The following is a 24,797-nucleotide window of genomic DNA, read 5'->3' as shown; positions in this document are numbered from 1 at the left end:
AAACCCGCTCCTACAGGGATCGCCACGGTTCCAGGCCGGTGGGGTACCTTGTAGGAGCGGGTTTACCCGCGAAGATTGTTACTCGGCTTTGAGGCTCTTAACGCCCTCAGCAGTGCCCAATAACAGTAGATCCGCCGGCCGCGCCGCGAACAGGCCGTTGGTCACCACGCCGACGATGGCGTTGATCTGCGCTTCCAGTTCCACCGGGTTGGTGATCTGCAGGTTGTACACATCCAGGATCACGTTGCCGTTGTCGGTGACCACGCCTTCACGGTACACCGGATCGCCACCCAGCTTCACCAGCTGACGTGCCACGTGGCTGCGGGCCATGGGGATCACTTCGACCGGCAGCGGGAAGGCCCCCAGTACCGGCACCAGCTTGCTGCCGTCGGCGATGCAGATGAAGGTCTTGGCCACGGCCGCGACGATCTTTTCGCGGGTCAGGGCTGCGCCGCCGCCCTTGATCAGGTGCAGGTGTGCGTCGCTCTCGTCAGCACCGTCCACGTAAAACTCAAGCTCGCTGACGCTGTTCAGTTCGTAGACCGGGATGCCATGGCCCTTCAGGCGCTGGGCAGTGGCTTCGGAGCTGGCGACTGCACCGTCGAACGCGGTCTTGTGCTGAGCCAGGGCATCGATGAAGAAGTTGGCTGTCGAACCGGTACCGACGCCTACGACGCTCTTTTCATCCAGCTTGGGCAGAATGAAGTCGACAGCGGCCTGGGCGACGGCCTGTTTGAGTTGGTCCTGGGTCATGCGGGCTCCGGAAGGGGCAGGGCGGTTTCAAAGTCACCTAGTATAACGGCTCGCACGGCTTTGCTGTGGTCGCCCGACGTAGCGCTAGGGTAGACTCCCAGCCCTCGTCCCGCGGCCCAGTGATGCTTTCCCGATGCTCGAACAGTACGTCAAGAAGATCCTCACCTCGCGCGTCTATGACGTTGCCGTCGAAACCCCGTTGCAGAGCGCCGGGCAGCTGAGCAAGCGCCTGGGCAACCAGATTTTGCTCAAGCGCGAAGACCTGCAGCCAGTGTTCTCGTTCAAGATCCGCGGCGCGTATAACAAGCTGGCCCAGCTGAGCCCGGAAGAACTGGCCCGTGGCGTGGTCACCGCCTCGGCCGGCAACCACGCCCAAGGCCTGGCCCTGGCCGCGCGCGAAATGGGCATCAAGGCCACCATCGTGATGCCCAAGACTACTCCGGAGATCAAGGTTGAAGGCGTGCGCTCGCGCGGTGGCAAGGTGGTGCTGCATGGCGATTCGTTCCCTGAAGCGCTGGCCTACTCGCTGAAACTGGTCGATGAAAAGGGCTTCGTCTACGTTCACCCTTACGACGATCCGCACACCATCGCCGGGCAGGGCACCGTCGCCATGGAAATCCTGCGCCAACACCCTGGCCAGCTGGATGCGATCTTCGTGCCGGTGGGCGGTGGCGGCCTGATCGCTGGCATTGCTGCCTACGTGAAGTACCTGCGCCCGGAAATCAAGGTAATCGGTGTCGAGCCGGACGATTCCAATTGCCTGCAGGCGGCCATGGCTGCCGGTGAGCGCGTGGTGCTGCCGCAGGTCGGGCTGTTCGCCGATGGCGTGGCGGTGGCGCAGATTGGCCAGCACACGTTCGATATCTGCCGCCACCATGTGGACGAAGTCGTCACTGTCAGTACCGATGAGATCTGTGCAGCAATCAAGGATATCTACGACGATACCCGCTCGATCACCGAGCCTGCTGGCGCGTTGGGTGTGGCGGGCATCAAGAAGTACGTCGAGCTATACGGCGTCAGCGGCCAGACCCTGGTGGCCATCGACTCCGGTGCCAACGTCAATTTCGATCGCCTGCGCCATGTGGCCGAGCGTGCCGAGCTGGGTGAGAAGCGCGAGGCGATCATCGCCGTGACCATCCCTGAGCGCCCGGGTAGCTTCAAGGCCTTCTGCGAGGCTATCGGCAAGCGTCAGATCACCGAGTTCAACTACCGCAAGCACACCTCTGACGAAGCGCATATCTTCGTTGGGGTGCAGACCCACCCGGAAAACGACCCCCGCGCAGCGCTGGTGCAGCAACTGACCGAGCAGGGCTTCCCGGTTACCGATCTGACCGACAATGAACTGGCCAAGCTGCATATTCGTCATATGGTCGGCGGCCACTCCGCCGGTGCCAGCGACGAAATGGTGCTGCGCTTCGAATTCCCTGAGCGGCCGGGGGCGCTGTTCAACTTCCTCAACAAGCTGGGCGGGCGCTGGAACATCTCGATGTTCCACTACCGCAACCATGGCGCGGCTGATGGGCGCGTGGTGGCGGGGCTGCAGGTGCCGGAGGACGAACGTCACCTGGTGCCGGCAGCGTTGGCCAAGATTGGTTACCCGTACTGGGACGAGACCGAAAACCCGGCCTACAAACTGTTCCTGGGCTGAGCGGCTAAGCTAGGGCTGATGGCCCGCGAAGAAGCGACCGCAAAATGCCCGTTTAAGGACGACCGAGACATGGAACACCTGACCACGCTCAAGACCCTGCACATCATCGCCACCGCGCTGCTGCTTCTGGGCGCCCTGGGCCTGGCGATCTGGACCTGGCGTGCCCGCCGCCAGGGCGATGCCGAGGCCTACGCCAAGCTGCTGCGCCGGCCATTGGTGTTCGTCTGGTTGGTGATGGGCCTGAGCCTGGTGAGCATGCCGTTCACCGGCTGGTGGCTGGTACACCTGGTGGGCTGGCCACTGGGGCAGACCTGGGTGTTGGCATCCAGTGTCATCTATACATTTGGCGCGTTTGCCGTGTGGTGGCTGCTGGTGCGGCTGAACCGGCTGCGCAAGGCCGAGGTGGTAGGGTTGCGGTTTACCCTGGCGCTGGCGGTATTCAGTGGGGTTTGCTTCCTGTCCATTGCCGGGCTGATGGGGGCCAAGCCGGTCTGACAGCCTTGTGCTGATTGTGCCGGCCTATTCGCGGGTGAACCCGCTCCTACAGGTACAGCGCAGCCCTCAAGGCCTGTGGTGATTCCTGTGGGAGCGGGCGTGCCCGCGAAAAGACCGGCACGGAAAACCTCAATCCCGCAGCGAGATCACCGGCCACCCACGCTTATCCGCCTCGGCCCGCAGGTCCGGGGCCGGGTCCACTGCCACTGCATGCGTCACCCGCTGCAACAACGGCAGGTCATTCATCGAGTCGCTATAGAAGTAGCTGTCCTCAAGATCAAAGCCGTTCTCCAGCATCCAGCGTTCCAGCCGCGTCACTTTGCCTTCACGGAAACACGGTATATCGGTACTACGCCCGGTGTAGCGGCCGTCGCGCACCTCGCATTCGGTTGCCAGCAACACCCGCACCCCCAGGCGCCGGGCGATCGGTGCGGTGACGAAGCGGTTGGTAGCGGTGATGATCACCAGCTGGTCACCCGCCTCGCGGTGCTGCTGCAGCAAGGCCAGGGCCTTGGGCAGGACGATGGGCTCGATGCAGTCGCGCATGAAGTCGCGGTGCCATTCGTCGAGCCGGGGCATGGGTGTTGCCGCCAGGATTTCCATTGAAAAGGCCAGGTAGGCCTGCAGGTCCAGGGTGCCATTGAGGTAATCCTGGTAGAAGCTGTCGTTGCGTTGCTTGTAGGCGACCGGGTCGAGAATGCCGCGCTCGCAAAGATAGTCACCCCAGGCATGGTCGCTGTCGCCACCGAGGAGGGTATTGTCCAGGTCGAATAAAGCCAGGCGCATCGCGGTCACTCGCATCAGCCACAGGGTAGGCCCGCAGAATACGGAGTTTTCACGCAGCTGCACATAAGCTTGGCGGGCGCGTTGCTGCGCTCGCAAGCTTTGTGGAACAATGCGTTGACATGCGTTTGCGAGGTTGCTGCCGTGATCGACCCGGATGGTTTTCGCCCCAATGTCGGGATCATTCTCACGAATGATGCCGGGCAGGTGCTATGGGCTCGACGGATCAACCAGGATGCCTGGCAATTTCCCCAGGGTGGTATCAACCCTGACGAGACGCCGGAAGACGCCCTGTACCGCGAGCTGAACGAAGAAGTTGGCCTTGAACGCGACGATGTAGAAATTCTTGCCTGCACCCGTGGCTGGTTGCGTTATCGTTTACCCCAGCGATTGGTACGTACCCACAGCCAGCCGCTGTGCATCGGCCAGAAGCAGAAGTGGTTCCTGCTGCGCCTGGTGAGCAACGAACAACGGGTGCGGATGGACCTGACCGGCAAGCCGGAATTCGACGGCTGGCGCTGGGTGAGCTATTGGTATCCGCTGGGCCAGGTTGTGACATTCAAGCGCGAGGTGTACCGGCGCGCCCTGAAAGAGCTAGCACCGCGTCTGTTGACGCGCGACTGACGACGGAGTTCGACCCCGAGCCATGCTCAATACGCTGCGCAAGATCGTCCAGGAAGTAAACTCCGCCAAAGATCTCAAGTCGGCGTTGGGGATCATTGTCTTGCGCGTCAAGGAAGCCATGGGCAGCCAGGTCTGCTCGGTCTACCTGCTCGACCCGGAAACCAACCGCTTCGTGCTGATGGCGACCGAAGGCCTGAACAAGCGCTCCATCGGCAAGGTCAGCATGGCCCCCAACGAAGGCCTGGTTGGCCTGGTCGGTACCCGGGAAGAGCCGCTGAACCTGGAAAACGCCGCCGACCACCCGCGTTACCGCTACTTTGCCGAAACCGGCGAAGAGAAATTCGCCTCCTTCCTGGGTGCGCCGATCATCCACCACCGCCGTGTGGTCGGGGTACTGGTCATCCAGCAAAAGGAGCGCCGCCAGTTCGACGAGGGCGAGGAAGCCTTCCTGGTCACCATGAGCGCCCAGCTTGCCGGGGTTATCGCCCACGCCGAGGCTACCGGCTCGATCCGTGGCCTGGGCCGTCAGGGCAAAGGTATTCAGGAAGCGCGCTTCGTGGGTGTGCCGGGTTCGCCTGGTGCCGCGGTGGGGCGTGCGGTGGTGATGTTGCCGCCGGCCGACCTGGAAGTGGTCCCGGACAAGACCGTCGATGACATCGACGCCGAACTCAAGCTGTTCCAGAACGCCCTGGAAGGTGTGCGCGACGACATGCGCAAGCTGTCGGCCAAACTGGCCACCCAGCTGCGCCCGGAAGAGCGTGCGCTGTTCGACGTCTATCTGATGATGCTAGAAGACGCAGCCCTGGGCGGTGAGGTGACCGAGGTCATCAAGACCGGCCAGTGGGCCCAGGGCGCCCTGCGCCAGGTGGTTGGTGAGCACGTCAACCGCTTCGAGCTGATGGACGACGACTACCTGCGTGAGCGTGCCTCCGACGTCAAGGACCTGGGGCGCCGCCTTTTGGCCTACCTGCAGGAAGCGCGCTCGCAGTCGTTGGTGTATGCCGACAACACCATCCTGGTCAGTGAGGAACTGACACCGGCCATGCTCGGTGAAGTGCCGGAAGGCAAGCTGGTCGGCCTGGTCTCGGTACTCGGCTCGGGCAACTCCCACGTCGCCATCCTCGCGCGGGCCATGGGCATCCCCACGGTGATGGGCCTGGTCGACCTGCCATACTCCAAAGTCGACGGTATTGAACTGATCGTCGACGGCTACAAGGGCGAGGTGTTCACCAACCCCAGCGAAGTGCTGCGCAAGCAGTACAGCGAAGTGGTCGAGGAGGAACGCCAGCTGGCCCAAGGGCTGGATGCACTGCGCGAACTTCCGTGCGTCACCCCCGACGGCCACCGCATGCCCCTGTGGGTCAACACTGGCCTGCTCGCTGACGTGGCCCGTGCCCAGCAGCGCGGCGCCGAAGGGGTAGGCCTGTACCGCACCGAAGTGCCGTTCATGATCAACCAGCGTTTCCCCAGTGAGAAAGAGCAGCTGGCCATCTACCGTGAGCAGCTGGCGGCCTTCCACCCGCTGCCGGTGACCATGCGTACCCTCGACATCGGTGGCGACAAGGCTCTGTCGTACTTCCCCATCAAGGAAGAAAACCCGTTCCTCGGCTGGCGCGGCATTCGCGTCACCCTCGACCACCCGGAAATCTTCCTGGTACAGACCCGCGCCATGCTCAAGGCCAGCGAGGGCCTGAACAACCTGCGCATCCTGCTGCCGATGATTTCCGGCATTCACGAGCTGGAAGAGGCGCTGCACCTGATCCACCGTGCCTGGGGTGAAGTGCGTGACGAAGGTACCGATGTACCGATGCCGCCCGTGGGTGTGATGGTGGAAATTCCGGCGGCGGTGTACCAGACCAAGGAGCTGGCGCGGCAGGTGGACTTCCTGTCGGTAGGCTCCAACGACCTGACCCAGTACCTGTTGGCGGTGGACCGCAACAACCCGCGGGTCGCCGACCTGTACGATTACCTGCACCCGGCGGTACTGCAGGCGCTGAACACGGTGGTGCGCGACGCCCATGGCGAAGGCAAGCCGGTGAGCATCTGCGGCGAGATGGCCGGTGACCCGGCGGCAGCGGTCCTGTTGATGGCCATGGGTTTCGACAGCCTGTCGATGAACGCCACCAACCTGCCGAAGGTCAAGTGGATGCTGCGCCAGATCAATATGGGCAAGGCCAAGGAACTGCTGGCCGAGGCCTTGAGCCATGACAACCCGCAGGTTATCCACAGCTCGTTGCAGCTGGCCCTGAAGAACCTTGGGTTGGCGCGGATGATTGGGCCTGGGGCTAACAAAACCTTGTGAGGGTGATGTGGTCTGTCCCGGCCTCTTCGCGGGTGAACCCGCTCCTACAACCGGCCTGCGCCTAAACCCCCGATGTGTGTCACCCGATTATTGTAGGAGCGGGTTTACCCGCGAATACGATGGCGGCGGCAACGGTGAACGGGTGGTGGAGATTGGCCAGCAGGTCCGGCCTCTTCGCGGGTAAACCCGCTCCTACAACGGCCTGGGTCCAACCCCAGATGTGTGTACGTGGTAGGAGCGGGTTTACCCGCGAAGAGGCCCGAACAGACAACATCAAATGTTCAGGCCAACAACTCAATTTCCCCCAAATGCCCGCCAAAAGGCCCGAAACTGCGCTCAACCAGCCGTCTTTGCCCCTGATCATCCACAATGAGCACTGTGCTCGCCCGGGTCCCGTAATTCTGGCTGGCGATGAAGACGCTCGACAGCAACTTCTCGGTTGCCAACCCCACGCCTGTCTCGGGTAGGTCGCCATCAGCCGCGGGCTCGTTATCCGCGAGTAAAGCCAGCAGCCTGTGCGGCTCCGGCGTGTCCAGCAGGTTTTCCAGCCCGTCACGTGCCTTCACCAGCTTCGGCCACGGTGTATCCAGCCCGGCGTTCGAAAGCCCATAAACCCCAGCCTTCAGCAGGCGCGGCGTGGCCTCACGGGCATGCAGATAGCCCAGTTGCTGCCCATCACCCACCAGCAGGTTGAACCCCGAGTACTGCCCGCTACGGCTGGCCACCTGGTCCAGGTAAGCCTCGACCCCTAGCTCGCCCTGCAGAAACGCCGCCACCAGCTCACCCCGCGAGCGGGGCCCCTGCGCCTGGCCCGGGTCGCGGATGTTGGTCAGCGCGGCAAAGCGCCCCTGTGGGCCTACGCCCAGCCAGGTACCGCCTGCCTCCAGGTCGCGCCCGGCATGCACCCCAGGTGCATCCTCCCAGGCCGCCAGGGGCTGAGTGGGGCGGGCATAGAATTCGTCGCGGTTGGCCGCCACGATCAGCGGCAGGGCGTGCCCCGGCCGCCAGGCAAATACGATCAGGCACATAGGTTGGGCCTCTGTGTTTTTTTGTCACTGTACCCACAGGAACGATGCGGATCCATCCTGACACAGAGTTCACTAGAGCCCCGAGCCCGGCTTCCGTTACCATGCCGGATTGATTTCTAGGGGACGCCGAATGGAATTCGTGCTCTATCTGTTGTTGGGCGCCTGTGCCGGTGTGCTGGCCGGGCTGTTCGGCGTGGGCGGCGGCATCATCATCGTGCCGGTGCTGGTGTTCAGCTTTACCCTGCAGGGTTTCGACGCTTCGGTGCTGACCCACCTGGCCGTCGGCACGTCATTGGCCACCATCGTCTTCACTTCGATCAACGCTGTGCGGGAGCACCACCGCAAGCGCGCGGTGCAATGGCCGATCTTCATCTGGATGACCATCGGCATCCTCCTGGGGGCCGGTGTCGGTGCCAAGACCGCTTCGCTGATCCAGGGCCCACTGCTGCAAAAGATCATCGGTGTGTTCGCCTTGGTCATCGCCGCGCAGATGGCCCTTGACCTCAAACCCAAGGCCAGCCGTGGCGTTCCCGGCAAACCTGGGCTGATCGGTGCAGGTGGGGTGATTGGCTGGGCTTCGGCCATTTTCGGCATTGGCGGTGGTTCGCTGACGGTGCCGTTCCTCACCTGGCGTAGCCTGCCCATGCAGCAGGCAGTGGCCACGTCATCGGCCTGTGGCCTGCCGATTGCTGTGGCCAGTGCCCTGAGCTTCATGCTGCTGGGTTGGCACGAGGAGCACCTGCCGCCCCACAGCCTGGGTTACGTGTACCTGCCGGCGCTGGTCGGCATTGCCGTGACCAGCATGTTCTTCGCCCGCTTCGGCGCGCGTCTGGCGCACAAGCTGTCGCCCCGTTTGTTGAAACGCCTGTTCGCAGCCCTGCTGTTCTGTGTTGGCCTCAGCTTTTTGATTTGAATCGAGAGGAAGTTCCATGCTGCCTTACCCGCAGATAGACCCCGTGGCCTTGGCCATCGGGCCGCTGAAAATCCATTGGTACGGCCTGATGTACCTGATCGGCATCGGCGGTGCCTGGTTGCTGGCCTCACGCCGGCTCAACCGCTTCGACCCCACCTGGAGCCGCGAGAAGCTGTCCGACCTGGTGTTCTGGCTGTCGATGGGGGTGATTGTCGGCGGTCGCCTGGGCTATGTGCTGTTCTACGACTTGCACGCCTACCTGGCCAACCCGACGCTGATCTTCGAGGTGTGGAAAGGCGGTATGTCGTTCCACGGCGGCTTCATCGGCGTGATGCTGGCGGCCTTGTGGTTCGGCAAGCGCAACAACAAGTCGTTCTTCGAGCTGATGGATTTTGTCGCCCCGCTGGTGCCGATTGGCCTGGGTGCCGGGCGTATCGGCAACTTCATCAACGCCGAACTGTGGGGCAAACCCACCGACGTGCCATGGGCGATGATCTTCCCGCCGTTCAGCGACCCGGCCCAGTTGCCGCGCCACCCGTCGCAGCTGTACCAGTTCGCCCTTGAGGGCGTGGCGCTGTTCGTCATCCTGTGGCTGTTCTCGCGCAAGCCACGGCCGACCATGGCGGTGTCAGGCATGTTCGCGCTGTTCTACGGTATCTTCCGCTTCATCGTCGAATTCGTGCGGGTGCCGGATGCTCAGCTGGGTTACATCGCCTGGGGCTGGCTGACCATGGGTCAGATTCTCTGTGTGCCGATGATCCTGGCTGGCCTCGGTCTGATCTGGTGGGCTTATAATCGCAAGCCCACGGCGAAACCCGCCTGATTAATCCCACGGCAGGGGCGATCCCCCTGCCGTTTTTGCTACAGGTAAGCCATGAAACAGTATCTGGACCTGGTCCGCGACGTCATTGATAACGGCACGTTGCAGGGAAACCGCACCGGCATCCGCACCATCAGCCTGCCGGGCGCGATGCTGCGTTTCGACCTGCAGAAGGGCTTTCCGGCCATTACCACGCGCAAGCTGGCGTTCAAGTCGGCGATCGGTGAAATGGTCGGTTTCCTGCGTGGCGTGAAGAACGCCGGTGAGTTCCGCGAGCTGGGCTGCAAGGTCTGGGACCAGAACGCCAACGAAAACGCCCAGTGGCTGGCCAACCCGTTCCGTCAGGGCCATGACGACCTGGGCGAGATCTATGGCGTGCAATGGCGCCAGTGGCCGGGCTACAAGCGCATCCCGCTGAGCAACCCGGCGGCCATCGAAATGGCCGAGCAAGCCGGTTTCCGCCGTATTGCCCAGGACGAAGAGGACGGCGTCGCGTTCGTCATCCTGTACAAGGCAATCGACCAGGTGCGCCAGTGCCTGGACACCATCGCCAACGACCCGGGTAGCCGCCGCATCCTGTTCCACGGCTGGAACTGCGCGCAACTGGACGAAATGGCACTGCCACCGTGTCACTTGCTGTACCAGTTCCACCCGAATGTCGAGACCAGGGAAATTTCCCTGACCCTCTACATCCGCTCGAACGACCTGGGGCTGGGCACGCCGTTCAACCTCACCGAAGGCGCGGCGCTGCTGTCGCTGTTTGGCCGCCTGACCGGCTATACACCGCGCTGGTTCACCTACTTCATCGGCGATGCCCATGTGTATGAAAACCACCTGGACATGCTCAACGAGCAGCTCAAGCGCGAGCCGCTGGAAGCGCCGAAGCTGGTCATCAGCGACCGTGTGCCGTCGTTTGCCGAGACTGGTAAATACGAGCCGGAGTGGCTAGAGAAGATCGAACCGAGTGATTTCTGGCTGGAAGGCTATGAGCACCATGCGCCGATGACAGCGCCGATGGCGGTCTGATAGATCTCCATTGTGTGAACTGGCCTCTTCGCGGGTGAACCCGCTCCCACAGGGTACTGCACAGGCCTAAGTCGTGCGCGGTCCCTGGGGGAGCGGGTTCACCCGCGAAGCTTTTGGCTCAATGCCCGTGACTCCGCCCCACATGCGAATGTTCGGTATCTGGCACCGATACCGCCCCGTTTGTCTCCAGTTGCTGCAAGATCGCGCATTCACTCCCCTGCGCGTTGCAGCGCCGCCGCAGCTCCACCAGCTGCTCTTGCAATGCCACCAAGCCATCGATCCGCGCCTGAACATGCTCGATATGCTCGTCGATCAGCGCATTGACGCTGCCGCACGCGTCGTCGGGGCTGTCGCGCAGGCGTAGCAGGCTGCGGATTTCGTCCAGGGTCATGTCCAGCGTGCGGCAGTTGCGGATGAAGGTCAGCCGCTCCACATGGGCCTGGGTGTACAACCGGTAGTTGCCCTCGCTGCGCGCCGGCTCTGGCAGCAGGTTTTCACGCTCGTAGTAGCGGATGGTTTCCACCGCGCAGTCGGTGGCTTTGGCCAGTTCTCCGATCTTCATCACGAAATCTCCAGCAAGTGGCTTGACCCTATAGTGGCTACAGGGTGTTCACTTGGCAACAGGCTCAATTTAAGGATGACCCCATGAACCAGCCTGTCAGCCACGAACACAAGCATCCGCACGATCACGCTCATGGTGATGACGACCATGGCCATGCTGCCCACGGCCACAGCTGCTGCGGCGCCAAAGCCGCGCCGCCGCTGGTGCAACTGAGCGAAACGGCCAGTGCCCAGGCACAACTCAGCCGTTTCCGCATCGAGGCCATGGACTGCCCCACCGAGCAGACCCTGATTCAGGACAAACTGAGCAAGCTGGCCGGTATCGAACAGCTGGAATTCAACCTGATCAACCGCGTGCTTGGCGTGCGCCACACCCTGGACGGCACCGCCGATATCGAGCGGGCTATCGACAGCCTGGGCATGAAGGCCGAGCCGATTGCCGCCCAGGACGACGGCAGCGCCAGCGTGCCACAACCGGCCAAGGCCCGCTGGTGGCCACTGGCATTGTCGGGCGTCGCCGCGATCGCCGCCGAAATCGTGCACTTTGCTGCACTGGCCCCTGAGTGGGTGGTGGCGGGGCTGGCGCTTGCCGCGATCCTCGGTTGCGGCCTGGGTACCTACAAGAAGGGCTGGATTGCCCTGAAAAACCGTAACCTCAACATCAATGCGCTGATGAGTATCGCCGTGACGGGGGCCGTATTGATCGGCCAGTGGCCGGAAGCGGCTATGGTGATGGTGCTGTTCACCGTTGCCGAACTGATCGAAGCGCGCTCGCTGGACCGTGCGCGCAATGCCATTGGCGGGTTGATGCAGCTGACCCCGGACATGGCTACGGTGCAGCAGGCCGATGGCCAGTGGCGCGAGCTGGAAGTGCGTGAGGTGGCCATCGGCGCACTGGTGCGGGTGCGCCCCGGTGAGCGCATCGGCCTGGACGGTGAAGTGACCAGCGGGCAATCCAGCGTCGATCAGGCGCCGATTACCGGCGAAAGCCTGCCTGTGGAGAAGGGGGTGGGCGACAAGCTGTTCGCTGGCACCATCAACCAGGCGGGGGCGCTGGAGTTTCGCGTCACCGCCGCTGCCGGGCAGTCGACCCTGGCGCGGATCATCAAGGCTGTGGAGGAAGCGCAGGGCGCGCGGGCGCCTACCCAACGCTTCGTCGACCGTTTCTCGCGTATCTACACCCCGGTGGTATTCGCCATTGCCCTGGCCGTGGCGCTGTTACCCCCGCTGTTCATGGCTGGCGCCTGGTTCGACTGGGTTTACCGCGCCTTGGTGCTGCTGGTGGTGGCCTGCCCCTGCGCGCTGGTGATCTCGACTCCGGTGACCATCGTCAGTGGCCTGGCCGCCGCTGCGCGCAAAGGCATCCTGATCAAGGGTGGCGTGTACTTGGAGGGTGGTCGCCACCTGGATTTCCTGGCCCTGGACAAGACCGGCACCATCACCCATGGCAAGCCGGTGCAGACTGACGCCAAGGTGCTGGCGCCGCTGTTCGAAGACCGTGCGCAAGCCTTGGCGGCCAGCCTGGGCGAGCGTTCGGACCACCCGGTGTCCCGCGCCATTGCCGAGTTCGGCAAGCAGCAAGGCCTGGCCTTGAGCGAGGTCAGTGACTTCGCCGCCCTGGCCGGGCGTGGCGTGCGTGGTGTCATCGCCGGTGAGGTCTACCACTTGGGCAACCATCGCCTGGTCGAGGAACTGGGGCTGTGTTCGCCAGCGCTGGAGGCCCAACTGGATGCGCTGGAGCGCCAGGGCAAGACCGTGGTCCTGCTGCTCGACCGATCCGGCCCTCTGGCACTGTTCGCCGTGGCCGACACGGTCAAGGACAGCAGCCGTCAGGCGATCGCCGAATTGCATCAACTGGGTATCAAGACTGTCATGCTGACCGGTGACAATCCGCATACTGCGCAGGCCATTGCCGCCGTGGTGGGGATCGACCGCGCCGAGGGCAACCTGTTGCCGGCCGACAAGCTGAAAACCATTGAGGCGTTGTACGCCCAAGGCCATCGGGTAGGCATGGTCGGTGACGGCATCAACGACGCCCCGGCGCTGGCCCGCGCCGAAATCGGTTTTGCCATGGCTGCTGCCGGCACCGACACCGCCATCGAGACGGCTGATGTGGCGCTGATGGACGATGACTTGCGCAAAATCCCGGCCTTCGTCAGGCTGTCGCGCCAAAGTGCGGCGATCCTCATGCAGAACATCGTTCTGGCGTTGGGCATCAAGGCGATATTTCTGGCGATCACCTTTGCCGGCATGGCCACGATGTGGATGGCGGTGTTCGCTGATATGGGCGTGAGCTTGCTGGTGGTGTTCAACGGCTTGCGCCTTTTGCGCAAATAGAGGACGTGCATGCTGAGTTCCGAGCTGAAGGCCTTCTACATGGTGGCCCGTCTGGGCAGCATTACCCAGGCGGCGAAGAAGCTAGGCCTCAGCCAGCCCACGGTGACCACGCAGATCCGCAGCCTGGAAGGCCAGTACGCCGTGGAGTTGTTCTACCGCGGCGGGCGGCGCCTGGTGTTGAGCGAGGAGGGCTTACGCCTGCTGCCGATGGTCAAGGCGCTGCTGCAGCAGGAAGCCGACATCGAGTTCGAGCTGCGCAACAGTGGTCAGGCCCAGGGCAGCCTGCGCATTGCGGCCACTGCGCCTTACTACATTCTCGACCTGGTCAAGATCTATCGCGAACGCTTGCCGCAGGTTGAAGTGGCGGTGGAGATCGGCAACTCGCAGCAGGTGCTGGAAATGCTCGAGGATTACCGGGTGGATATTGCCGCGTCGTCGCAATGGGTGGAGGACGCGCGGTTGGTGCGGCGGATACTGGGCACTGACCCCTTGGTGGTGGCGGTGCACCGCAACCACCCTCTGGCCCAACGCCAGACGGTGTCGATCGAGGTGGTGTCGGGGCATTGCCTGCTGATGCGCGAGAAGGGCTCGACCACACGCAAGCTGACCGAGCAGATGATGCAGGAGGCCGGGGTCAAGGCCGGCGCCCTGATGGAGATCGGCAGTCGCGAGTCGATCCGCGAAGCGGTGCTGCGCAATATCGGCATCAGCGTGATTGCCCGTCATGAGGTGCCGCACAACCCCGAACTCCGGGTGCTGGCGCTGGAGAATGCGCCGGTGATGCACGAGTACCTGTATTGCCTGAAGGAGCGGCGCCAGGCCCGGTTGCCGGCGGCATTCCTGGGGGTGGCGCAGGAAGTGGCCGGTTCGCAGTTCTAGATTTTTGCTGGCTTCTTCGCGGGTAAACCCGCTCCTACATTTCAGCGTACCCGCGTGCCTGCATTTTCCGCGAACATGCATGCCGTTGTAGGAGCGGGTTTACCCGCGAAGAGGCCGGCACAGGCCACTACTAAATCTGCCTATACCACTATCACCGGCTTTTGCCTTAAAGCCACAGAACCTTCGCACAGCCTGCCTAGCATGGCCCCATCTCTTCGATGAGGCCATGCCATGAACCACACCACCCCCGGCGCACAGATAAAAGTGTGCAACATCCACAAGCGCTTCGGTGCCTTTACGGCGCTCAACGATGTCTCGCTGGACATCGCCGCGGGCGAACTGGTGTGCCTGCTCGGCCCGTCCGGTTGTGGCAAGACCACGCTGCTGCGCTGCATTGCCGGCCTGGAGCGCCAGGACCGCGGTACGCTGTACATCGGCGAACGCGATATCTCCAAGCTGTCACCCCAGGCGCGGGACTACGGCATCCTGTTCCAGTCCTATGCGCTGTTTCCCAACCTTACCGTCGAAGCCAATATCGCCTATGGCCTGACGGGCAGTGGTCGCGAGCAGGGCCGTCAGCGGGTGGCCGAAATGCTCGAATTGGTTGGCCTGTCTGGCAGCGAGAAGAAGTACCCAGGCCAGCTCTCCGGTGGCCAGCAGCAACGTGTGGCCCTGGCCCGCGCGCTGGCACCGTCGCCATCGCTGCTGCTGCTCGATGAGCCGATGTCGGCGCTGGACGCCCGGGTGCGCGAGCACTTGTGCACCGAACTGCGTCAGCTGCAGCGCCAACTGGGCATCACCACGTTGATGGTTACCCACAACCAGGACGAGGCCATGTTGATGGCCGACCGCATTGCGGTGATGAACAACGGTCAGGTCGAGCAGTACGCCACCCCGCAGGAAATCTACGACCACCCGGCCACGCCGTTCGTGGCCGAGTTCGTTGGCCAGGGCAACTGGCTGCCGTTCCAGCGCCGCAGCGACAGCCATGCCCTGGTCGGCGACATGAACATGCGCCTGGCGCCGGGTTCAGCCCAGGCCAGCAGTGGCCGGCTGTTCTGCCGCCCGGAGGCGATCACGGTCAACCCGGTGGTGCACGAAGAAAACCTGTTCCCGGCCATGGTCCGCGAAATCACCTTCCTCGGTAACCGCTGCCGCATGAGCTTTGAACTCAAGGCCCTGCCAGGCCATGCCCTGCTGGCCGAACTGGCCCCCGAGGCCATGCCGCGCCTGGGTTCGCAGGACATCTGGGTGGCATTGCCGCCGCAGAGCCTGCAGGTGTTTGCCTGAGATGGCCGCGCCAATGCCCCTGCCGTTGAGCCAGGCCAACGTCGCGCCGCGTGCTGGCATCGCCCTGGGTGACCGGCTGTTCGTCATCGGCGGCAAGAGCCTGCTGCTGATTCTGTTGGTGCTGGCCGTGCTGATGCCGTTGCTGGCGATCTTCTGGCGTGGTTTCAGCGGTGAAGCGGGCCAGGGCGGTGGCTTGCTGGCGGCCCGTGAATTGTTCACCAGCGCCAGCTTCCATTGGTTGCTTGGCAACAGCCTGTCGGTGGCCTTCACTGTCGCGGCCATTGTGGTACCGCTGGCCTATTTGTTCGCCTTTGCCCTGCAACGCACGTTGATCCCGGCCAAGGGCCTGTGGCGGGGGATTTCGCTGCTGCCATTGCTGGCACCGTCGATGCTGCCGGCGATCGCCCTGGTCTACCTGTTTGGCAATCAGGGCCTGCTGCGTGGGTTGCTCAGCGACAATATCTACGGCTTCTGGGGCATCGTGCTGGGCGAGGCCATCTACACCTTCCCGCATGCGCTGATGATTCTGCTGTCGGCACTGTCACTGGCCGATGCTCGCCTGTTCGATGCGGCCTCCAGCATGGGGGCAGGCTCGTGGCGGGCGTTCACCAGCATCACCTGGCCAGCCTCGCGCCAGGCAGTATTCGCGGCGTTCTGCCTGGTATTCACGCTGACTATCACAGACTTCGGTGTACCGGTCGTGGTGGGGGGCGATTATCAAGTGCTGGCGCTGGAAGCTTACAAGGCGGTGGTGGGCCAGCAACAGTTCGGCCGTGGTGCGCTGATCGGCATGGTGCTGCTGTTGCCGGCCCTGTTCAGCTTTACCGTCGACGCCTGGCTGCGTAGACGCCAGGGCGACGCCATGGGTGGCCGTGCCCAGGTGTTCGAACCCAAGCCATCACGCGGTCGTGATGCCTGCTTCCTGACCATTGTGCTGCTGGTGTGCGCGGCGTTGCTGGTGGTGATCGGTATGGCGGTGTACTCCTCGCTGGTCACTTTCTGGCCCTACAACCTGTCGTTGTCGCTGCGCCACTACCTGTTCGAAGACACTGCCGGTGGCGGCTGGCTGGCCTACCGCAATAGCGTGACCATGGCCATTGGCACCGCACTGATCGGCAGCATCGTGATCTTCACCGGTGCCTACCTGATGGAGAAGACCCAGGGCCAACGCCTGCTCAACCATGCGCTGCGCCTGCTCAGCTTCATCCCCATGGCCGTGCCGGGCCTGGTGCTGGGCCTGGGCTACGTATTCTTCTTCAACCTGAACGGTAACCCGCTGCATGTGCTGTACGGCGGCATGGGGTTGCTGGTGGTGTGCACCATTGCCCATTACCTGACCACCGCGCAGATGACCGCGACCACCGCCCTGCGCCAGCTCGACGGCGAGTTCGAGGCTGCCGCGATGTCGCTGAAAGCGCCGCTGTACAGGCACTTCCTGCGCGTGACCGTGCCGATCTGCCTGCCGGCACTGCTGGATATCATCCGCTACCTGTTCGTGTCGGCAATGACCACCGTGTCGGCAGCGATTTTCCTGTACAGCCCCGACACCCTCCTGGCTGCCGTTGCCGTGCTGAACATGGACGACGCCGGCAACGTTGGCGGGGCCGCTGCCATGTCCACCTTGATCCTGCTGACCAGTGCCGGCGCTTCACTGTTGCTGGCTGCAGCCTCGCGCGGCCTGCTGCGCCGCTCCCAAGCCTGGCGCCAACGCGCCGCGACCGTCTGACCTGAAAGGAACCTACCCATGCACAAGCACATTGCCCTTGCCGCTGCCGTTTCCGCCGTGTTCAGCCTGCAGGCTTCGGCCGCTGCTACCCAGCTGACGGTCTACACCGCCCTGGAAGCCGAGCAGCTGAAAACCTACAAACAGGCCTTCGAGAAAGCCAACCCGGATATCGAGATCAAGTGGGTGCGTGATTCCACCGGCATCATCACTGCCAAGCTGCTGGCGGAGAAAGAGCGCCCGCAAGCCGACGCTGTGTGGGGGCTGGCGGCATCGAGCCTGGCCATCCTCGATCAGAACGGCATGCTCGAAGCTTATGCGCCCAAGGACCTGGGCAAGATTTCCGGCAATTATCGTGACGCCGCCAACCCGCCAGCCTGGGTCGGCATGGACGTGTGGGCCGCCACCATTTGCTTCAACACCATCGAGGCCGAGAAACAGGGCCTGAGCAAACCGGTGAGCTGGCAGGACCTGACCAAGCCTGAGTACAAAGGCAAGATTGTCATGCCCAACCCGGCCTCGTCCGGCACCGGCTTCCTGGATGTCAGTGCCTGGTTGCAAACCTTTGGCGAGCCGCAGGGCTGGGCCTACATGGATGCGCTGCACCAGAACATCGGCCAGTACGTCCATTCCGGCTCCAAACCGTGCAAGTTGGCGGCGGCGGGCGAGTTCCCGATCGGTATTTCGTTCGAATACCCGGCCGTTCAGCTCAAGCGCCAAGGCGCGCCGTTGGACATCGTGTTGCCAAAGGAGGGTTTGGGCTGGGAGATCGAGGCAACCGCAGTGATCAAAGGCTCGCCCAAGGCCGATGCGGCCAAGCGCCTGGCCGATTTCTCGGCCAGCCCGGCGGCCATGGAGCTGTACAAGGAAAACTTCGCCGTACTGGCCGCGCCGGGCATCGCCAAGCCGCAAACCGAGCTGCCGGCGGATTATGAGCAGCGGTTGATCAAGAACGACTTTGTCTGGGCTTCGAAAAACCGTGACCAGATTCTGGCCGAATGGCGCAAGCGCTATGACGGCAAGTCGGAGAAGGTGGCCCAGCAGTAACGCTTCACTATTGCAGGGCCGGCCTCTTCGCGGGTAAACCCGCTCCTACACAGATTGGTGGTGGGCACACATCGGGGGTTGGACACAGGCCGCCGTGTAGGTGCGGGTTCACCCGCGAAGAGGCCGGCCCTGCTGGCCAATCTCCACCCGCCGTTCACCGTTGCCGCCGCCACCGTATTCGCGGGTAAACCCGCTCCTACGCAGATTGGGGGTGGGCACACTACACAGGCCGCCGTAGGAGCGGGTTTACCCGCGAAAGGGTCGACCCTGCTGGCTCAAATCTGTGAAACCAGCGCCTCCAGCTGTTCCTGCCGCTCAGCCTGATTCAGCTTCGCCCCGGGATTCAGGGTGGACCATTGCGGGTGCGCCCGCGCCTTGACCAGCGCCTCCGGCAACTTGCCCTCACGCCAGGCCTTTTCATCCAGCTCACCCAGCCTGATGCTGTCCTGCGCCGCATGCCCGCGGTTATCCAGCGCCACCATCAACTGCTGCTGACGCAAGGCCAGCAAACGCAATACAGTGTCGTCCACGGTCAGCTCGCGCTTGCCCTTGAGCTTGCCCATCAACCGTGCCCCATAGTTGCGCGCCGTCTGCAGCGCGCCACCGGCAATCGCCCCGGCCAGCGCCGCTGCGCCGAGGGTAAGGCCACCAACCAGCAAATCGACCCCGGCACCGGCCGCAGCACCCGCCGCCACACCGCTGCCCAGGCGCACGCCCAGCAGTTTCAACGTCTCTGGATTGAACAAATCATCGCCCCAGCGGCCGTCCAGCAACGGCAGGTCGCTGGCATGGGCATCCTCGCGTCGGAAGGCATACAGCTTGAGCAAGGCTTCGACGCAGCGTTGTTCACGTTGGCGAATGTCCTGGCGCAGCGCCGCGATGGCCCGGGCTTCTGCCGCCGGTTCGGCCTCGACACTGCGCCGGCATGCAGCGCAATCGAGCAGCAGTTCGGCGATCAGGCGCTTGCCGCTGTGCCGGCGTGCCAAGCGCTGCGCCTGTTGGTCGTCGATCAGCCGTTGCAGCGCCGGGCGGGCGTTTTCCAGCAGCAGCGCCAGGCTTTCATACAAACGGCGCTCGCCATCTTCCGGCGGGGCCACGCTGTCGAACCGCACCAATGCGTGAAGCCCAAGCCGGGCAAGGGCTTCACGCCATTCCGGTTCGCGGTGCTGGCTACTGGCGACGAAGTTGAGCACCGGCAGCAACGGCTTGCCGCAGTTGGCCAGTACTTCCAGTTCGTCGCGGTACTTGGCCAGCACCGGCTCGCGCGCATCGATTACATACAGCCCGGCATTACTGGCCAGCAGTTGGCGCAATACCTTGGCCTCCTGCTCGAAACGTTGGCGCGCTTCGCTGCCCTGCAGAAAACGCTCCAGCCGGGCCGGGCCGTCCAGGCGCTCGCCCGGGCGTTCCAGACGTTCAAGGTAGTCGAGCAGGGCGATGGCATCTTCCAGGCCGGGCGTGTCGTACAGCTCCAGCAAGGGTTCACCGTCCACAGACAGCCGCGCACCTTCCACATGGCGGGTAGTGCTGGGGCGGTGGGACACTTCGCCAAAACCGACGTCGCGGGTCAGGGTGCGCAGTAGCGAGGTTTTGCCAACATTGGTATGGCCGACCACGGCCAGTTTCAGTGGCTCAGTCATGGCCATGCTCCAGCCAGGTCAGCGGTGAGGTGTCGGCATGTTGCAGGCCAAGGCGGTCAAGGGCTTCGTGCCAATCGCCCAGGCGCTCGGCATCGAGGGGCTGGCCTGGTGCAGCCTGCAGCAGCCAGATACGGGTTGCGCCGGCATTGCGCGCCAGTTCGGCGAGCAGCGCCAAACTGCCGCGGTCCGGCGAGCGACGTGGGTCGCAGGCGATGGCCAGGCGTGCCGGTGGGAAGCGGCTGAGCTGTTCCAACAGCCGGTTGCGTGATTCGCGGCTGTCGAGCACGCCGGCATCGGTCACGCTTTTGGGCAGGGCGGGTGGCCAGGGGCGCTGGTCGTCCAGCTCCAGGCCCACCAGCAGGGCACCGCTGCTGCCGCTTTCCAGCTGCCCGGCGGCAAACTGCGGCAAGGCTTGCGGGGCAGCATCCTGCACGCCCATGCGTTCGCTGCGCGGCATCAGTGCCTCGCGCAGTTGCGCGTAGCCGGGCAACCCCAGGTCCAGCGTCAGGCGTTCACGGCCCTGGCGCCAGCGCCACAGGCATAGCCCGGCCAGCAGCAGGCGGGGCAGCAGGCCGTATACCAGCACCACGCCGAGCAGCCAGCTGGCCCAGGCCTGGCGGGCCACGTCCAGGGCTGGCAGGCTGTCGCCGCTGGCGCGGATCATGGCTTCGTCGGGCACGGCGAAGCCCAGCAACGAGGGGAGGACGCCCAGCGCTTGGGTCAGGTGAATGAACGGCTCGGCGGCGAGCAAGGTGGTTTCCCAGACAAAGCCATAGCGCCGGGTCGCCAGCAAGACCAGTAGCATGCCCAGCGCGGTGAGCATCGCCAGCAGCCACAGGCCGTGTACCAACAGGCCGAGCAGCCACCGGTTGAGGCGTTGACGTTGCAGCAGCACCAGCAGCGCTGGCGCCAGGTGCGCGGCCTTGGCATCGCGGGCAAAGCGTTCGCTTAGCCACAGCCACAAGCGGCCCAGCCCTGCGCCATGCTCGCCGCTCAGGGCAAAACCCATGCCCCAGCCAAGTAGCATCAGCAGGTTCAGCCCGAGCAGGCTGCCCAGCGCCCAGAACACATTCACCGGGCGCTGCCCGTCACCGAGGGCGGCCAGCCCCAGGCCCGCGCCGCTGAGCACGGCCATCAGCAACAAGGCCAGCAGCGCCAGGCGCGCGCCCTGCTTCCAATGGCGCAGGGCGCCGGTCATGTCATCGCGCTCGGCCAGGAACAGCGCACGTGTTTCGATGCGCGTGGCCAGGTCGCCACCTAGCTGGCGGGCGTAGCGGTTGGCTTCCTGGTCTTCCAGCGGGCCGGCATGTTCTTCGCGCAGGCGTACCGCTTCGGTGAGCCAGCGCTTGTCCAGTGGCGTGGGTGCAGTCACAAGGTCTTCCATTGCACAGGTCAAGGCAGAAGCATAACCCACACGCCCGGTGCTATCCTCGCTGGCATGAATACATCACTCCCCCTCAGCCTGATCGCGGCTTATGCCGAGAACCGCGTGATCGGCATCGACAACTCCATGCCCTGGCATTTGCCGGGGGACTTCAAGTACTTCAAGGCCACCACCCTGGGCAAGCCGATCATCATGGGGCGCAAGACCTGGGACTCGCTGGGGCGGCCGCTGCCTGGGCGGCTGAACATCGTGGTCAGCCGCCAGCCGGGGCTTGAGCTTGCAGGTGCCGAAGTGTTCGCCTCGCTTGAAGAGGCGTTGGTGCGGGCCGAGCAGTGGGCGCGCGAGCAGGGCGTCGGTGAGCTGATGCTGATTGGTGGGGCGCAGCTGTATGGGCAGGCGCTGGAGAAGGGGCTGGTCAGCCGCATGTACCTGACGCGGGTTGAGTTGGCGCCAGAGGGGGATGCGTGGTTCCCGGCGTTTGATGAAGGGCAGTGGAGGCTGACTTCTAGCGAGGCACAGGCTGAGGAAGGTAAGCCGGTGTATCACTTCGAGGTTTGGGATAAGGGGTGAGATTGTTGGGGGCTGCTCTGCAGCCCTTCGCGGGTGAACCCGCTCCTACAGCGGCCTGTGTCCGACCCCCGATGTGTATCCACCACCCTGTAGGAGCGGGTTTACCCGCGAATACGATAGCGGCGGCAACGGTGGACGGCGGGTGAAATTGGCCAGCAGGCCTGGCCCTTTCGCGGGTGAACCCGCTCCTACGGGAGACCGCAGGGTGTTCAGATTTTGAGCAAGATACGAGCGGCCTTGTTGCGAAAGGGGCGCAACGCGCCCCCGGCAATCTATCAGGTGTGGCTCAGCTCGGCATGTTCATCACCGGCCAGCACTTCCTTGTCAGTCTCTTTCAACAGCTGGCTGGTGACAACGCCCGCCGTCATCGAACCGTTCACGTTCAACGCCGTACGGCCCATGTCGATCAGCGGCTCCACCGAAATCAGTAGCGCCACCAACTCCACCGGCAAGCCCATGGCTGGCAGCACGATCAGCGCGGCAAAGGTGGCACCGCCGCCCACGCCGGCAACCCCTGCCGAACTCAGCGTGACGATGGCCACCAGGGTGGCGATCCACAGTGGGTCGAAGGTGTCGATGCCCACCGCTGGCGCGACCATCACCGCCAGCATGGCAGGATAGAGCCCGGCACAGCCGTTCTGGCCAATGGTGGTGCCGAACGATGCGCTGAAGCTGGCGATCGATTGCGGCACGCCCAGACGGCGGGTTTGTGCTTCGATGTTCAGCGGAATGCTGGCGGCGCTGGAGCGGCTGGTGAAGGCGAAGGTCAGCACCGGCCACACCTTGCGGAAGAAGCGCAGCGGGCTCACGCCGGTGGCGGCGAGGATGATGCCGTGCACCACGAACATCAACCCCAGGCCCAGGTACGACACCACCACGAAGCTGCCCAGCTTGAGGATGTCCTCCGTGTTGGAACTGGCCACTACTTTGGTCATCAACGCCAGCACGCCATAGGGGGTCAGCTTCATCACGACCCGCACCAGGCGCATTACCCAGGCCTGCAGGGTGTCGATGGCCGACAGGGCGCGCTCGCCCTTCTCGGCGTCGTCCTTGATCAACTGGAGCGCGGCCAGGCCGAGGAACACGGCAAAGATCACCACGCTGATGATCGAGGTCGGCTTGGCCCGCGCCAGGTCGCCTACCGGGTTGCTGGGGATGAACGACAGCAGCAGTTGCGGGATGTTGAGGTCGGCAACCTTGCCCGCGTATTCACTGTGGATAACCTGCATGCGTGCGCTTTCCTGGGCACCGGCCACCAGGCCCTCGGCGCTGAGGCCGAACAGGTTGGTCAACACAATGCCGATCAGGGCGGCAATGGCCGTGGTCAGCAGCAGGGTGCCGATGCTCAGCACGCTGATGCGGCCCAGCGAAGAGGCAGTGTGCAAACGTGCCACGGCACTGAGGATCGAGGCGAAGATCAGCGGCATGACGATCATCTGCAGCAGGCCGACATAGCCGTTGCCGACCAGATCGAGCCAGGCGATGGTTGCCTTGAGCACGGGGTGGCCAGCGCCATAGATCGTGTGCAGCACAAGGCCGAAGACCACGCCCAGCACCAGGCCAAGCAGTACCTTCTTGGCCAGGCTCCAGTCGGTGCGGCGGGTTTGTGCCAGGCCCAGCAACAGGGCCAGGAACGCCAGCAGGTTGAGTGACAGCGGCAGGTTCATTGAAGCTCCAGCAGAAAAAAGCAGAAGTGGCATCGCCTCTGTGAGCGATTGCGAACGGAAATGCTAACAGCCTGAAAACAAACGAATTTATACCCAAATGGAATTTGCATAGTCGTTTATGGAATAACGGGGTGTCGCAGATTGCAATGAACAAGGCGTTTGCGGCTGCCTGGAGGTCGTTATCGGGGGCTTGCAGTGGGGATTGTTGCACTAGCGTTTCTGGGTCATTTCAGGAGATTCGTACATGAAAGTCGCTGTGAAAGCCGCCGCCATTGGCCTGTCCCTGCTGTTCAGTATCGAAACCTTCGCCACGGAGCTCAAACACTGGCCTGCTGACGCGGCCAAACAGCTCGACAGCATGATCGCCGCCAATGCCAACAAGGGTAACTACGCGGTATTCGACATGGACAACACCAGTTACCGCTATGACCTGGAAGAAGCCTTGCTTCCGTTCATGGAAAACAAGGGCCTGCTAAGCCGCGACAAGCTCGACCCTTCGTTGAAGCTGATGCCGTTCAAGGACACTGCCGAGCACAAGGAAAGCCTGTTCAGTTATTACTACCGGCTGTGTGAAATCGATGACATGGTCTGCTACCCGTGGGTAGCCCAGGTGTTCTCCGGCTTTACCTTGCAGGCGCTGAAGGTGCAGGTGGATGAGCTGATGGCTTCGACCAAGCCGATCCCCAGCACCTATTACGAAGGCGACCAGGTCAAGGCCATCGAGGTTCAGCCGCCCAAGGTCTTCAAGGGCCAGGCCGAGCTGTACAACAAGCTGATGGAGAACGGCATCGAGGTCTATGTGATTTCGGCGGCCTCCGAGGAGCTGGTGCGCATGGTCGCCTCGGACCCCAAGTATGGTTACAACGTGAAGCCCCAGAACGTGATTGGCGTGAGCCTGCTGCTCAAGGACCGCGCCAGCGGCCAGCTGACCACTGCGCGTAAGCAGATCAGCGCCGGGCACTACGATGCCAAGGCTAACGAGGGCCTGGAGCTGACCCCTTACCTGTGGACCCCGGCCACCTGGATGGCGGGCAAGCAGGCGGCGATCCTTACCTACATCGATGAGTGGAAGAAACCGGTGCTGGTGGGCGGCGACACGCCGACCAGCGATGGCTACATGCAGTTCCACGGGGTGGATGTGGGCAAAGGTGGTATCCACCTGTGGATAAACCGCAAGGCCAAGTACATTGACCAGCTCAACGGGATGATTGCCAAGAATACGGCGGCGCAGGCCAAGGAAGGGTTGCCGGTGACGGCAGACAAGAACTGGGTGATCGTCACGCCGGAGCAGATCCAGTAACGGGAAT

General features: G+C 63.4%; 21 protein-coding genes. 14 read left to right on the top strand and 7 right to left on the bottom strand.

Going from position 1 to position 24,797, the window contains the following annotated elements:
- Window positions 1-78 precede the first annotated feature (78 nt).
- Window positions 79-753, bottom strand: coding sequence for a ribose-5-phosphate isomerase RpiA (gene rpiA / locus LMH93_RS25825; RefSeq protein WP_003249004.1), 675 nt, complete (start codon window positions 751-753; stop codon window positions 79-81).
- 133 nt (window positions 754-886) lie between these two features.
- Here rpiA and ilvA point away from each other — a divergent pair, with 133 nt between their 5' ends.
- On the top strand, window positions 887-2,401 hold the full coding sequence (gene ilvA / locus LMH93_RS25820; RefSeq protein WP_003249006.1) for a threonine ammonia-lyase, biosynthetic: 1,515 nt from the start codon (window positions 887-889) through the stop codon (window positions 2,399-2,401).
- A 69-nt stretch (window positions 2,402-2,470) separates the two neighbouring features.
- Entirely contained in the window at window positions 2,471-2,896 is a 426-nt protein-coding gene (locus LMH93_RS25815; protein ID WP_003249008.1) for a DUF2269 domain-containing protein, read from the top strand.
- A 129-nt stretch (window positions 2,897-3,025) separates the two neighbouring features.
- Here the strand turns inward: LMH93_RS25815 and LMH93_RS25810 are convergent, their stop codons facing one another.
- Entirely contained in the window at window positions 3,026-3,682 is a 657-nt protein-coding gene (locus tag LMH93_RS25810) for an HAD family hydrolase (RefSeq protein ID WP_003249010.1), read from the bottom strand.
- Window positions 3,683-3,823: 141 nt separating this feature from the next.
- On the opposite strand from LMH93_RS25810, the gene LMH93_RS25805 reads away from it, so the two are divergent.
- Window positions 3,824-4,303, top strand: coding sequence for an RNA pyrophosphohydrolase (locus LMH93_RS25805; protein WP_003249017.1), 480 nt, complete (start codon window positions 3,824-3,826; stop codon window positions 4,301-4,303).
- Window positions 4,304-4,325: 22 nt separating this feature from the next.
- Window positions 4,326-6,605: a phosphoenolpyruvate--protein phosphotransferase gene (gene ptsP, locus LMH93_RS25800; protein ID WP_003249020.1), complete on the top strand. Its 2,280-nt coding sequence runs from the start codon at window positions 4,326-4,328 to the stop codon at window positions 6,603-6,605.
- A gap of 281 nt (window positions 6,606-6,886) precedes the next feature.
- Here ptsP and LMH93_RS25795 read toward each other — a convergent pair whose 3' ends face one another.
- Entirely contained in the window at window positions 6,887-7,633 is a 747-nt protein-coding gene (locus tag LMH93_RS25795) for an NRDE family protein (protein ID WP_003249022.1), read from the bottom strand.
- Between the two features lie 130 nt (window positions 7,634-7,763).
- On the opposite strand from LMH93_RS25795, the gene LMH93_RS25790 reads away from it, so the two are divergent.
- The 3 genes from LMH93_RS25790 to LMH93_RS25780 are packed head-to-tail and all read left to right on the top strand — an operon-like array spanning window position 7,764 to window position 10,392.
- Window positions 7,764-8,546 carry a sulfite exporter TauE/SafE family protein gene (locus LMH93_RS25790; protein ID WP_003249024.1) on the top strand — a complete coding sequence of 261 codons (783 nt, stop codon included), beginning with the start codon at window positions 7,764-7,766 and terminating at the stop codon, window positions 8,544-8,546.
- A 16-nt stretch (window positions 8,547-8,562) separates the two neighbouring features.
- Window positions 8,563-9,369: a prolipoprotein diacylglyceryl transferase gene (gene lgt / locus LMH93_RS25785; protein ID WP_003249027.1), complete on the top strand. Its 807-nt coding sequence runs from the start codon at window positions 8,563-8,565 to the stop codon at window positions 9,367-9,369.
- Between the two features lie 51 nt (window positions 9,370-9,420).
- Complete coding sequence (locus tag LMH93_RS25780; RefSeq protein WP_003249029.1) at window positions 9,421-10,392, top strand: thymidylate synthase; 972 nt, start codon at window positions 9,421-9,423, stop codon at window positions 10,390-10,392.
- Between the two features lie 118 nt (window positions 10,393-10,510).
- Here LMH93_RS25780 and cadR read toward each other — a convergent pair whose 3' ends face one another.
- Complete coding sequence (gene cadR / locus LMH93_RS25775; protein ID WP_010955676.1) at window positions 10,511-10,954, bottom strand: cadmium resistance transcriptional regulator CadR; 444 nt, start codon at window positions 10,952-10,954, stop codon at window positions 10,511-10,513.
- Between the two features lie 83 nt (window positions 10,955-11,037).
- Here cadR and LMH93_RS25770 point away from each other — a divergent pair, with 83 nt between their 5' ends.
- The 5 genes from LMH93_RS25770 (at window position 11,038) to LMH93_RS25750 (ending at window position 18,229) form a co-directional block, all read left to right on the top strand.
- Window positions 11,038-13,290, top strand: a complete 2,253-nt coding sequence (locus LMH93_RS25770; RefSeq protein ID WP_230064729.1) for a heavy metal translocating P-type ATPase — start codon at window positions 11,038-11,040, stop codon at window positions 13,288-13,290.
- A gap of 9 nt (window positions 13,291-13,299) precedes the next feature.
- Complete coding sequence (locus LMH93_RS25765) at window positions 13,300-14,169, top strand: LysR family transcriptional regulator (RefSeq protein WP_003249038.1); 870 nt, start codon at window positions 13,300-13,302, stop codon at window positions 14,167-14,169.
- 231 nt (window positions 14,170-14,400) lie between these two features.
- Complete coding sequence (locus LMH93_RS25760) at window positions 14,401-15,459, top strand: putative 2-aminoethylphosphonate ABC transporter ATP-binding protein (RefSeq protein WP_070096195.1); 1,059 nt, start codon at window positions 14,401-14,403, stop codon at window positions 15,457-15,459.
- A gap of 1 nt (window position 15,460) precedes the next feature.
- Window positions 15,461-17,185 (top strand): putative 2-aminoethylphosphonate ABC transporter permease subunit, encoded by a 1,725-nt coding sequence (locus tag LMH93_RS25755; protein WP_230064728.1) that lies wholly within the window; start codon window positions 15,461-15,463, stop codon window positions 17,183-17,185.
- Window positions 17,186-17,203: 18 nt separating this feature from the next.
- On the top strand, window positions 17,204-18,229 hold the full coding sequence (locus LMH93_RS25750; protein ID WP_070096193.1) for a putative 2-aminoethylphosphonate ABC transporter substrate-binding protein: 1,026 nt from the start codon (window positions 17,204-17,206) through the stop codon (window positions 18,227-18,229).
- Window positions 18,230-18,504: 275 nt separating this feature from the next.
- Here LMH93_RS25750 and LMH93_RS25745 read toward each other — a convergent pair whose 3' ends face one another.
- Window positions 18,505-19,869: a GTPase/DUF3482 domain-containing protein gene (locus LMH93_RS25745; RefSeq protein ID WP_060546528.1), complete on the bottom strand. Its 1,365-nt coding sequence runs from the start codon at window positions 19,867-19,869 to the stop codon at window positions 18,505-18,507.
- Window positions 19,862-21,253 carry a DUF2868 domain-containing protein gene (locus LMH93_RS25740; protein ID WP_185279812.1) on the bottom strand — a complete coding sequence of 464 codons (1,392 nt, stop codon included), beginning with the start codon at window positions 21,251-21,253 and terminating at the stop codon, window positions 19,862-19,864. Before LMH93_RS25740 ends, LMH93_RS25745 begins: the two co-directional genes overlap by 8 nt.
- A 54-nt stretch (window positions 21,254-21,307) precedes the next feature.
- On the opposite strand from LMH93_RS25740, the gene LMH93_RS25735 reads away from it, so the two are divergent.
- On the top strand, window positions 21,308-21,823 hold the full coding sequence (locus LMH93_RS25735) for a dihydrofolate reductase (protein ID WP_003249048.1): 516 nt from the start codon (window positions 21,308-21,310) through the stop codon (window positions 21,821-21,823).
- A gap of 275 nt (window positions 21,824-22,098) precedes the next feature.
- On the opposite strand, the gene LMH93_RS25730 is transcribed toward LMH93_RS25735, so the two are convergent.
- Entirely contained in the window at window positions 22,099-23,490 is a 1,392-nt protein-coding gene (locus LMH93_RS25730) for an L-cystine transporter (protein WP_230064727.1), read from the bottom strand.
- A gap of 244 nt (window positions 23,491-23,734) precedes the next feature.
- Between LMH93_RS25730 and LMH93_RS25725 the strand changes: the two genes are divergently transcribed.
- Window positions 23,735-24,790: a haloacid dehalogenase-like hydrolase gene (locus tag LMH93_RS25725; protein WP_230064726.1), complete on the top strand. Its 1,056-nt coding sequence runs from the start codon at window positions 23,735-23,737 to the stop codon at window positions 24,788-24,790.
- The last annotated feature ends 7 nt before the right edge of the window (window positions 24,791-24,797 follow it).

Source organism: Pseudomonas sp. CIP-10, assembly GCF_020911845.1.
In the GTDB taxonomy this organism is placed as follows: Bacteria; Pseudomonadota; Gammaproteobacteria; order Pseudomonadales; family Pseudomonadaceae; genus Aquipseudomonas; species Aquipseudomonas alloputida.
This window is presented reverse-complemented; position numbering and strand designations above follow the sequence as displayed.

Coding starts and splice junctions, on each gene's coding strand:
- rpiA (WP_003249004.1), bottom strand. CDS start 753: ATGACCCAGGACCAACTCAAACAGGCCGTCGCCCAGGCCGCTGTCGAC.
- ilvA (WP_003249006.1), top strand. CDS start 887: ATGCTCGAACAGTACGTCAAGAAGATCCTCACCTCGCGCGTCTATGAC.
- LMH93_RS25815 (WP_003249008.1), top strand. CDS start 2,471: ATGGAACACCTGACCACGCTCAAGACCCTGCACATCATCGCCACCGCG.
- LMH93_RS25810 (WP_003249010.1), bottom strand. CDS start 3,682: ATGCGCCTGGCTTTATTCGACCTGGACAATACCCTCCTCGGTGGCGAC.
- ptsP (WP_003249020.1), top strand. CDS start 4,326: ATGCTCAATACGCTGCGCAAGATCGTCCAGGAAGTAAACTCCGCCAAA.
- LMH93_RS25795 (WP_003249022.1), bottom strand. CDS start 7,633: ATGTGCCTGATCGTATTTGCCTGGCGGCCGGGGCACGCCCTGCCGCTG.
- LMH93_RS25790 (WP_003249024.1), top strand. CDS start 7,764: ATGGAATTCGTGCTCTATCTGTTGTTGGGCGCCTGTGCCGGTGTGCTG.
- lgt (WP_003249027.1), top strand. CDS start 8,563: ATGCTGCCTTACCCGCAGATAGACCCCGTGGCCTTGGCCATCGGGCCG.
- LMH93_RS25780 (WP_003249029.1), top strand. CDS start 9,421: ATGAAACAGTATCTGGACCTGGTCCGCGACGTCATTGATAACGGCACG.
- cadR (WP_010955676.1), bottom strand. CDS start 10,954: ATGAAGATCGGAGAACTGGCCAAAGCCACCGACTGCGCGGTGGAAACC.
- LMH93_RS25770 (WP_230064729.1), top strand. CDS start 11,038: ATGAACCAGCCTGTCAGCCACGAACACAAGCATCCGCACGATCACGCT.
- LMH93_RS25765 (WP_003249038.1), top strand. CDS start 13,300: ATGCTGAGTTCCGAGCTGAAGGCCTTCTACATGGTGGCCCGTCTGGGC.
- LMH93_RS25760 (WP_070096195.1), top strand. CDS start 14,401: ATGAACCACACCACCCCCGGCGCACAGATAAAAGTGTGCAACATCCAC.
- LMH93_RS25755 (WP_230064728.1), top strand. CDS start 15,461: ATGGCCGCGCCAATGCCCCTGCCGTTGAGCCAGGCCAACGTCGCGCCG.
- LMH93_RS25750 (WP_070096193.1), top strand. CDS start 17,204: ATGCACAAGCACATTGCCCTTGCCGCTGCCGTTTCCGCCGTGTTCAGC.
- LMH93_RS25745 (WP_060546528.1), bottom strand. CDS start 19,869: ATGACTGAGCCACTGAAACTGGCCGTGGTCGGCCATACCAATGTTGGC.
- LMH93_RS25740 (WP_185279812.1), bottom strand. CDS start 21,253: ATGGAAGACCTTGTGACTGCACCCACGCCACTGGACAAGCGCTGGCTC.
- LMH93_RS25735 (WP_003249048.1), top strand. CDS start 21,308: ATGAATACATCACTCCCCCTCAGCCTGATCGCGGCTTATGCCGAGAAC.
- LMH93_RS25730 (WP_230064727.1), bottom strand. CDS start 23,490: ATGAACCTGCCGCTGTCACTCAACCTGCTGGCGTTCCTGGCCCTGTTG.
- LMH93_RS25725 (WP_230064726.1), top strand. CDS start 23,735: ATGAAAGTCGCTGTGAAAGCCGCCGCCATTGGCCTGTCCCTGCTGTTC.